The sequence below is a fragment of the Providencia sp. M-27 genome (genome assembly GCF_011077905.1).
GTDB classification, from domain to species: Bacteria; Pseudomonadota; Gammaproteobacteria; order Enterobacterales; family Enterobacteriaceae; genus Providencia; species Providencia huaxiensis.
The window spans coordinates 1-8,492 of record NZ_JAALBT010000036.1 but is presented as its reverse complement, the minus strand read 5'-3'; the positions used below and the strand labels follow the sequence as shown (position 1 = coordinate 8,492).

Below are 8,492 nucleotides of genomic sequence, written 5' to 3'. Positions count from 1 at the left end.
AGATGCCAAAGACGAACTGATACGGCACTACACGTTCAACGAAACCGACCTGTCGGTGATCCGTCAGCGTCGCGGCGCCGCGAATCGATTGGGCTTCGCTGTGCAGCTTTGCTACTTGCGATTCCCTGGCACCTTTTTGGGCGTCGATGAGCCTCCGTTTCCGCCCCTGTTGCGCATGGTGGCCGCGCAACTCAAGATGCCAGTGGAAAGTTGGAGCGAGTACGGCCAGCGCGAACAGACACGGCGGGAGCACTTGGTCGAGCTGCAAACGGTTTTTGGGTTCAAGCCCTTCACCATGAGCCACTATCGGCAAGCCGTGCATACATTGACCGAGCTGGCCTTGCAGACCGACAAAGGCATCGTGCTGGCGAGCGCACTTGTCGAGAATCTGCGGCGGCAGAGCATTATCCTGCCCGCCATGAATGCCATCGAGCGCGCAAGCGCCGAGGCCATCACCCGTGCCAACCGACGCATTTACGCGGCGCTGACCGATTCTTTGTTATCACCCCACCGTCAGCGCCTGGACGAACTTCTCAAGCGCAAGGACGGCAGTAAAGTGACGTGGCTGGCATGGCTGCGCCAGTCGCCTGCCAAACCGAACTCTCGCCACATGCTCGAACATATTGAGCGCCTGAAATCCTGGCAAGCACTTGATCTGCCCGCAGGCATCGAGCGGCAGGTTCACCAGAACCGCCTGCTCAAAATCGCTCGTGAAGGTGGCCAGATGACGCCTGCTGATCTGGCAAAGTTCGAGGTGCAACGACGCTATGCCACGCTGGTAGCGCTGGCCATCGAAGGCATGGCCACCGTCACCGATGAAATCATCGACCTTCACGATCGCATCATCGGCAAGCTGTTCAACGCGGCCAAGAACAAGCATCAGCAGCAGTTCCAGGCTTCCGGCAAGGCGATCAACGACAAGGTGCGGATGTATGGGCGCATCGGTCAAGCGTTGATTGAGGCCAAGCAAAGCGGCAGCGATCCGTTCGCCGCCATCGAGGCCGTTATGCCCTGGGACACCTTCGCCGCCAGCGTCACCGAAGCGCAAACATTGGCGCGGCCTGCCGACTTTGATTTCCTGCACCACATCGGTGAAAGCTATGCCACGCTACGCCGCTACGCGCCGCAGTTCCTGGGCGTGCTCAAATTGCGGGCTGCGCCCGCCGCCAAGGGTGTGCTCGATGCCATCGACATGCTGCGCGGCATGAACAGCGACAGCGCGCGCAAGGTGCCCGCCGATGCGCCAACCGCATTCATCAAGCCGCGCTGGGCAAAGCTGGTTCTGACCGACGACGGCATCGACCGGCGTTACTACGAGTTATGCGCCCTGTCGGAGCTGAAGAACGCGCTGCGCTCCGGTGATGTCTGGGTGCAGGGTTCTCGCCAGTTCAAGGACTTCGACGAATACCTGGTGCCGGTCGAGAAGTTCGCCACTTTGAAGCTGGCCAGCGAATTGCCGCTGGCAGTGGCCACCGACTGCGACCAATACCTGCATGACCGGTTGGAATTGTTGGAGGCGCAACTCGCCACAGTCAACCGCATGGCTGCGGCCAACGACTTACCGGATGCCATCATCACCACCGCGTCAGGCCTGAAGATCACGCCGCTGGACGCGGCAGTACCAGACGCCGCGCAAGCCATGATCGACCAGACAGCTATGCTGCTGCCGCACCTCAAAATCACCGAGTTGCTGATGGAGGTCGATGAATGGACGGGCTTCACCCGCCACTTCACACACCTGAAGACCAGCGACACGGCCAAGGACAAAACCTTGCTGTTGACGACGATCCTGGCCGACGCGATCAACCTGGGTCTGACCAAAATGGCCGAGTCCTGCCCTGGCACCACCTACGCCAAGCTGTCTTGGCTGCAAGCCTGGCACATCCGCGATGAAACCTATTCGACGGCGCTGGCCGAGCTGGTGAATGCGCAGTTTCGGCAACCCTTCGCCGGCAACTGGGGTGACGGCACCACGTCATCGTCGGACGGCCAGAACTTCAGAACCGGCAGCAAAGCAGAAAGCACTGGTCATATCAACCCGAAGTATGGAAGCAGTCCAGGACGGACTTTCTACACCCATATCTCCGACCAGTACGCGCCCTTCAGTGCCAAGGTGGTCAACGTGGGCATTCGTGATTCAACTTACGTGCTTGATGGCCTGCTGTACCACGAGTCGGACTTGCGCATCGAGGAACACTACACCGACACGGCAGGCTTCACCGATCACGTGTTTGGCTTGATGCATTTGCTGGGATTTCGCTTCGCGCCGCGTATCCGTGACTTGGGCGAAACCAAGCTATTCATCCCCAAGGGCGATGCCGCCTATGACGCGCTCAAGCCGATGATTAGCAGCGACAGGCTGAACATCAAGCAAATACGCGCCCATTGGGATGAAATTCTGCGGCTGGCCACCTCCATCAAGCAAGGCACGGTAACGGCTTCGCTGATGCTGCGCAAACTCGGCAGCTACCCGCGCCAGAACGGCTTGGCCGTGGCGTTGCGCGAGCTGGGGCGCATCGAGCGCACGCTGTTCATTTTGGATTGGCTGCAAAGCGTGGAGCTGCGCCGCCGCGTCCATGCGGGGCTGAATAAGGGCGAGGCGCGCAACGCGCTGGCCAGGGCGGTCTTCTTCTACCGATTGGGTGAAATCCGCGACCGCAGTTTTGAGCAGCAGCGCTACCGGGCCAGCGGCCTCAATCTGGTGACGGCGGCCATCGTGTTGTGGAACACGGTATATCTGGAGCGTGCCACCAGTGCTTTGCGTGGCAACGGCACGGCGCTGGACGACACATTGTTGCAATATCTGTCGCCGCTGGGGTGGGAGCACATCAACCTGACCGGCGATTACCTATGGCGCAGCAGCGCCAAGGTCGGTGCGGGGAAGTTTAGGCCATTGCGACCGCTGCCACCGGCTTAGCGTGCTTTATTTTCCGTTTTCTGAGACGACCCCAGGCAGGGATATGGATCCTGTGCCCTTTTTGCGTAGGTTGGTCAGCCTTTTTTACGATTAAATTATCCATTTTGTTTACCCCGACATGGTGGGGAGTCAAGCCAGCACGATCTAAGCGGTATTTTACAAAATCCGGCAATTCCTCGGATGGGGGGCAAGTTTCACGCTTGCGGCCGTTTAAAACTTCACGCCGAACCGCTGCAATAGTCCCTGTGATTGTGACTTCCTGCCCTTCTGAAAAATACACGCTTTTTTTAACCTCACCCGGCACGCCAACGGCTTGTGCTGTGCGCAACAAGATGTAGGTATCATTGCCGGTGCCCGGTTGAATGGAAAACGAGTATGGGAGTTTTGCCTTGCACTGTTCCTGAATGAAATAATCCAGATGCTGATGTATCCGGTATAAGTCGTAGGACGAAATCCTTAAGCGAAGCGTACTTTCGAAATAATTCATGCTTTTTCTCACCAAAGGCCTTAGGCTGTATTACCTAAGGTTTGCTTATGGTAATGGGTAGGCGTCAGGTGACGAAATTGGGACTGAAAAAGAAAGAGGCAGATTCAGAAGGTTACGAAGTAAGTATTGCCATATTCATTCTGTTGCTGATGTGAGCATCCTACCAAGCTCAAACAATGCAGCACGGCGATGACATGTTACTTTGTCAAAGACCGTGCCATTCCGGTACCAAAATTTTCCATCGGTCTTTACTTGAGAGAATAATGGTGACATGTCGTAGACAGTATCTGGAATTATCATGCCTTCATTGGCGAGGACACCAGCAGTAATTGAATGGTTTCCACCGAATACAAAAGCTATATTCCAGGGAAGCCAAATCATTACTCGGTGGTTCATTTCATCCTGCTCCCAAGGGTTTCCCGCATGGAACCCTATGGAAGATAATGCGGATACATAACGATTGTAGTTCCAAGGACAAGGTAATATTAATGATGTAGATAGATCAGCAACATAGCTCGTTTCGTGGGTTAAACATGACTGTAGAGCATCATAATCAAGTACATCAAAAATATCTGAGAAAAAGAATTTATATGGGTTAACAAAGTCATCAGAGCGTGCATCCGTACCTTCTTCAGCTACCGCTATCAGTAAGTCACTTTGAATGTTTCTTCCGATGGCATTGATTAGCAACGGTATTGACCTCCCTCCGATTGACTGCCCCACAGCAATAATTCTGTTGAATTTCTCATAATTCATTTCTTGGATTTTACGCTGTTCATCCAAAATATGGTTCTTGATAATATGATTTTTCAGCTTACTTAAAAACATGATGATTATCTCGAATTATTGATTATTTGATTTCTGCTGTTCCAAGCAAAATACCTCACACAAGCAGCACTTCGATGGTTTCGCCATGATAAGTACCTATGACCTCAGTTGCCAGGCGGTCACTGTTACGCTGGATATCGCGCGGTGCATAGTTTTGAAGTGGCTTAATATCCAGACGCTGATCTTGAATGACAATATAGGGCATCAAAGCGGTTACGGTTTTCAATGCGGCAGTCGCTGCACCATCTTCATTACGAAATACGATGTTTGCCACAGGCTGTATTTTGGCTGGCCGACGCAGGCGCAACTTTTCCTGAGGGGTATTTGCAATTTTCTGGGCAAGATTACCGACAGGTAAGCTCACGGCACTATTGTCAATGACATCCGTTTGCATAGATGCCAGCAATTTAGTTTTGTCTGGGATCCGCAGTAGCGATTTGCGTTGCCATGAGAAGCGGACAGATTGAAGGTCGGCATTATGCCAGGCACGGATTTGGCGGTACAGATGTAGAGTCATAACACCAGGACACGCATTATGTAGTGCAGAAAAGCGCGCATTCTGATTACCGAACTCACTGATGATGTGGTCCTGTATAGACTGCTTACTAAAGTTAATGGCCGTGATCAGCGCCATGACTTCAGCTGAGAATTCTGGGTTGTCATCCGCGTACCAAAGTACACCGGCAGTTCGACGCGTCGATTTCTGAGAAAGCCCATCCTTAATATGCAGATCGGTGTAAGCTTTTTGGGCCTGCTCGATGGCTTGAGCGCCATACATTAGAATCGGTTCAATACGGGCAACCGGCAGGTTTTCTTCACCATCGGCCACTGGCGGTATAACGCAAACGCGTGCATATAGCGGAGACTTCTCCGCCAGCACTCGATTGAGCAACGCCAAGTCATCTTCCAGGCGATGGAAGGTTTGTGCGATGTTCATAATAATAAATCCCCGAGAAAGGGTAACGTGCTAACCCCCCACCGTGGTGGGGGCTGTATATATATCCATACTTTATACAATTATCAGGCGGGAATGCAAGAATTCGTTATTTCACATGAAGCCGGGGTTTGAGATTAACCGAGGAACGTAGTGTGTTCGGAAACTAGAACTTTGGCGTGATCAACTATCCATGTATGTGCTTCTTTAACTGTGCCTGGGGCATTCTGGGCTGCGTAAGAGCTGGCAAAATTCGGAATGGACTTTCAATCTGGCCGCTAATGTCATTAAACTTGCTACCTGTTCCACGGTGAGGGGTCTGTTGAGAACTATAGCCTGTGCTTTTGCTTGAAGCTTGCTCCGCAGAAACCTAAAAGGGGTCGTCTCAGAAAACGGAAAATAAAGCACGCTAAGCCGGTGGCAGCGGTCGCAATGGCCTGAACTTCCCCGCACCGATCTTGGCACTGCTGCGCCATAGGTAATCGCCGGTCAGGTTGATATGCTCCCACCCCAGCGGTGACAGATATTGCAGCAACGTGTCGTCCAGCGCCTTGCCGTGGGCACGCAAAGCACTGGTGGCACGCTCCAGATAGACCGTGTTCCACAACACGATGGCCGCCGTCACCAGATTGAGGCCGCTGGCCCGGTAGCGCTGCTGCTCAAAACTGCGGTCGCGGATTTCACCCAATCGGTAGAAGAAGACCGCCCTGGCCAGCGCGTTGCGCGCCTCGCCCTTATTCAGCCCCGCATGGACGCGGCGGCGCAGCTCCACGCTTTGCAGCCAATCCAGAATGAACAGCGTGCGCTCGATGCGCCCCAGCTCGCGCAGGGCGACGGCCAAGCCGTTTTGGCGCGGATAGCTGCCGAGCTTGCGCAGCATCAGCGAGGCCGTCACCGTGCCCTGCTTGATCGAAGTGGCCAGCCGTAGGATTTCATCCCAATGAGCGCGAATAGCCTTGATGTTCAGCCTGTCGCTGCTAATCATCGGCTTGAGTGCATCGTAGGCAGTATCGCCCTTGGGAATGAACAGCTTGGTGTCGCCCAGGTCGCGGATGCGCGGCGCGAACCGGAATCCCAGAAAGTGCATCAGGCCGAACACATGATCGGTGAAGCCCGCCGTGTCGGTGTAGTGTTCCTCGATACGCAAGTCAGACTCGTGGTACAGCAGGCCATCGAGCACATAGGTCGAGTCGCGCAAGCCGACGTTGACCACCTTGGCGCTGAAGGGCGCGTATTGGTCGGAGATATGGGTATAGAACGTCCGCCCAGGGCTACTTCCATACTTCGGATTGATATGCCCGGTGCTCTCTGCCTTGCTGCCGGTTCGGAAGTTCTGGCCGTCCGACGATGACGTGGTGCCGTCGCCCCAGTTTCCGGCGAAGGGTTGTCGAAACTGTGCGTTCACCAGCTCGGCCAGCGCCGTCGAATAGGTTTCGTCGCGAACGTGCCAGGCTTGCAGCCAAGACAGCTTGGCGTAGGTGGTGCCAGGGCAGGATTCGGCCATCTTGGTGAGCCCAAGATTGATACCATCAGCCAGAATCGTCGTCATCAGCAAGGTTTTGTCCTTGGCCGTGTCACCGGTCTTCAGGTGTGTGAAGTGGCGCGTGAAGCCCGTCCATTCATTGACCTCCATCAGCAACTCGGTGATCTTGAGGTGCGGCAGCAACATCGCCGACTGGTCAATCAAGGCTTGCGCGGCGTCTGGCACCGCTGCGTCCAGCGGCGTGATCTTCAGGCCCGATGCAGTGGTGATGATGGCGTCCGGTAAGTCGTTGGTCGCCGCCATGCGGTTGACTGTGGCGAGTTGCGCCTCCAATAATTCCAGTCGGTCATGCAGATATTGGTCGCAGTCGGTGGCCACGGCCAGTGGCAATTCGCTGGCCAGCTTCAGGGTGGCGAACTTCTCGATCGGCACCAGGTATTCGTCGAAGTCCTTGAACTGGCGCGAACCCTGCACCCAAACATCACCAGAGCGCAGTGCGTTCTTCAGCTCCGACAGGGCGCATAACTCGTAGTAACGCCGGTCAATACCCTCGTCGGTCAGAACCAGCTTTGCCCAGCGCGGCTTGATGAATGCGGTTGGCGCATCGGCGGGCACCTTGCGCGCGCTGTCGCTGTTCATGCCGCGCAGCACGTCGATGGCATCGAGCACACCCTTGGCGGTGGGCGCGGCGCGCAGTTTGAGCACGTCCAGGAACTGCGGCGCATAGCGGCGCAGCGTGGCGTAACTCTCGCCGATATGGTGCAGGAAATCAAAATCGGCAGGCCGCGCCAGCGTTTGCGCCTCGGTGACGCTGGCGGCGAAGGTGTCCCACGGCATGACCGCTTCGATGGCGGCGAACGGATCGCCGCCGCTTTGTTTGGCTTCAATCAGCGCCTGACCGATGCGCCCATACATCCGCACCTTGTCGTTGATCGCCTTGCCGGAAGCCTGGAACTGCTGTTAATGCTTGTTCTTGGCCGCATTGAACAGCTTGCCGATGATGCGGTCGTGAAGGTCGATGATTTCATCAGTGACGGTGGCCATGCCCTCGATGGCCAGTGCTACCAAGGTGGCGTAACGCCGCTGCGACTCGAACTTGGCCAGGTCGGCGGGCGTCATCTGGCCGCCCTCGCGGGCGATCTTGAGCAAGCGGTTTTGGTGTACCTGCCGTTCGATGCCAGCAGGTAGGTCAAGCGCCTGCCAGGCTTTGAGGCGTTCGATGTGTTCAAGCATGTGGCGCGAGTTCGGCTTGGCGGGCGATTGGCGCAGTCACGCTAGCCACGTCATTTTGCTACCATCCTTGCGCTTGAGCAGTTCGTCCAGGCGCTGGCGATGGACAGGTATCAAGGAATCGGCCAATGCCGCATGGATGCTCCGGTTGGCACGGGTAATGGCCTCGGCGCTTGCGCGCTCGATGGCATTCATGGCGGGTAGGATGATGCTCTGCCGCCGCAGGTTTTCAACAAGGGTGCTGGCCAGCACAATGCCTTTGTCTGTTTGCAAGGCCAGTTCGGTCAATGTATGCACGGCTTGCCGGTAGTGACTCATGGTGAAGGGCTTGAATCCAAACACCGTTTGCAGCTCGACCAAGTGCTCCCGCCGTGTCTGCTCGCGCTGGCCGTAATCGTTCCAGCTTTCCACCGGCACCTTGAGTTGTGCGGCCACCATGCGCAGCAGGGGCGGAAATGGAGGTTCATCGACGCCCAAGAAGATGCCAGGGAATCGCAAGTAGCAAAGCTGCACGGCGAAGCCCAATCGATTCGCGGCGCCGCGACGCTGACGGATCACCGACAGGTCGGTTTCGTTGAACGTGTAGTGCCGTATCAGTTCGTCTTTGACATCT

At 55.7% G+C, this 8,492-nt stretch carries 4 protein-coding genes and 1 pseudogene; 1 reads left to right on the top strand and 4 read right to left on the bottom strand.

All coding sequences use genetic code 11. The annotated features are described in order from the left end of the window. Positions 1 to 2,917, top strand: a 2,917-nt coding sequence (locus G6Q48_RS21430; protein ID WP_242685848.1) for a Tn3 family transposase, incomplete at its 5' end; no start/stop codon positions are given. Here the strand turns inward: G6Q48_RS21430 and G6Q48_RS21425 are convergent. From G6Q48_RS21425 to G6Q48_RS21410, 4 genes and pseudogenes are all read right to left on the bottom strand, one after another. After that, a complete protein-coding gene (locus G6Q48_RS21425) occupies positions 2,886 to 3,404 on the bottom strand; it encodes a type I-E CRISPR-associated protein Cas6/Cse3/CasE (RefSeq protein ID WP_166268350.1) in 519 nt (172 codons plus the stop codon). The genes G6Q48_RS21430 and G6Q48_RS21425 overlap by 32 nt on opposite strands. 135 nt (positions 3,405 to 3,539) lie before the next feature. Further along, on the bottom strand, positions 3,540 to 4,232 hold the full coding sequence (locus tag G6Q48_RS21420) for a DUF6710 family protein (protein ID WP_042849105.1): 693 nt from the start codon (positions 4,230 to 4,232) through the stop codon (positions 3,540 to 3,542). Between the two features lie 55 nt (positions 4,233 to 4,287). Continuing rightward, positions 4,288 to 5,169 carry a DNA replication terminus site-binding protein gene (locus tag G6Q48_RS21415; protein ID WP_042849106.1) on the bottom strand — a complete coding sequence of 294 codons (882 nt, stop codon included), beginning with the start codon at positions 5,167 to 5,169 and terminating at the stop codon, positions 4,288 to 4,290. A 406-nt stretch (positions 5,170 to 5,575) separates the two neighbouring features. After that, positions 5,576 to 8,492: pseudogene (locus G6Q48_RS21410) on the bottom strand (Tn3 family transposase); the annotation flags it as partial.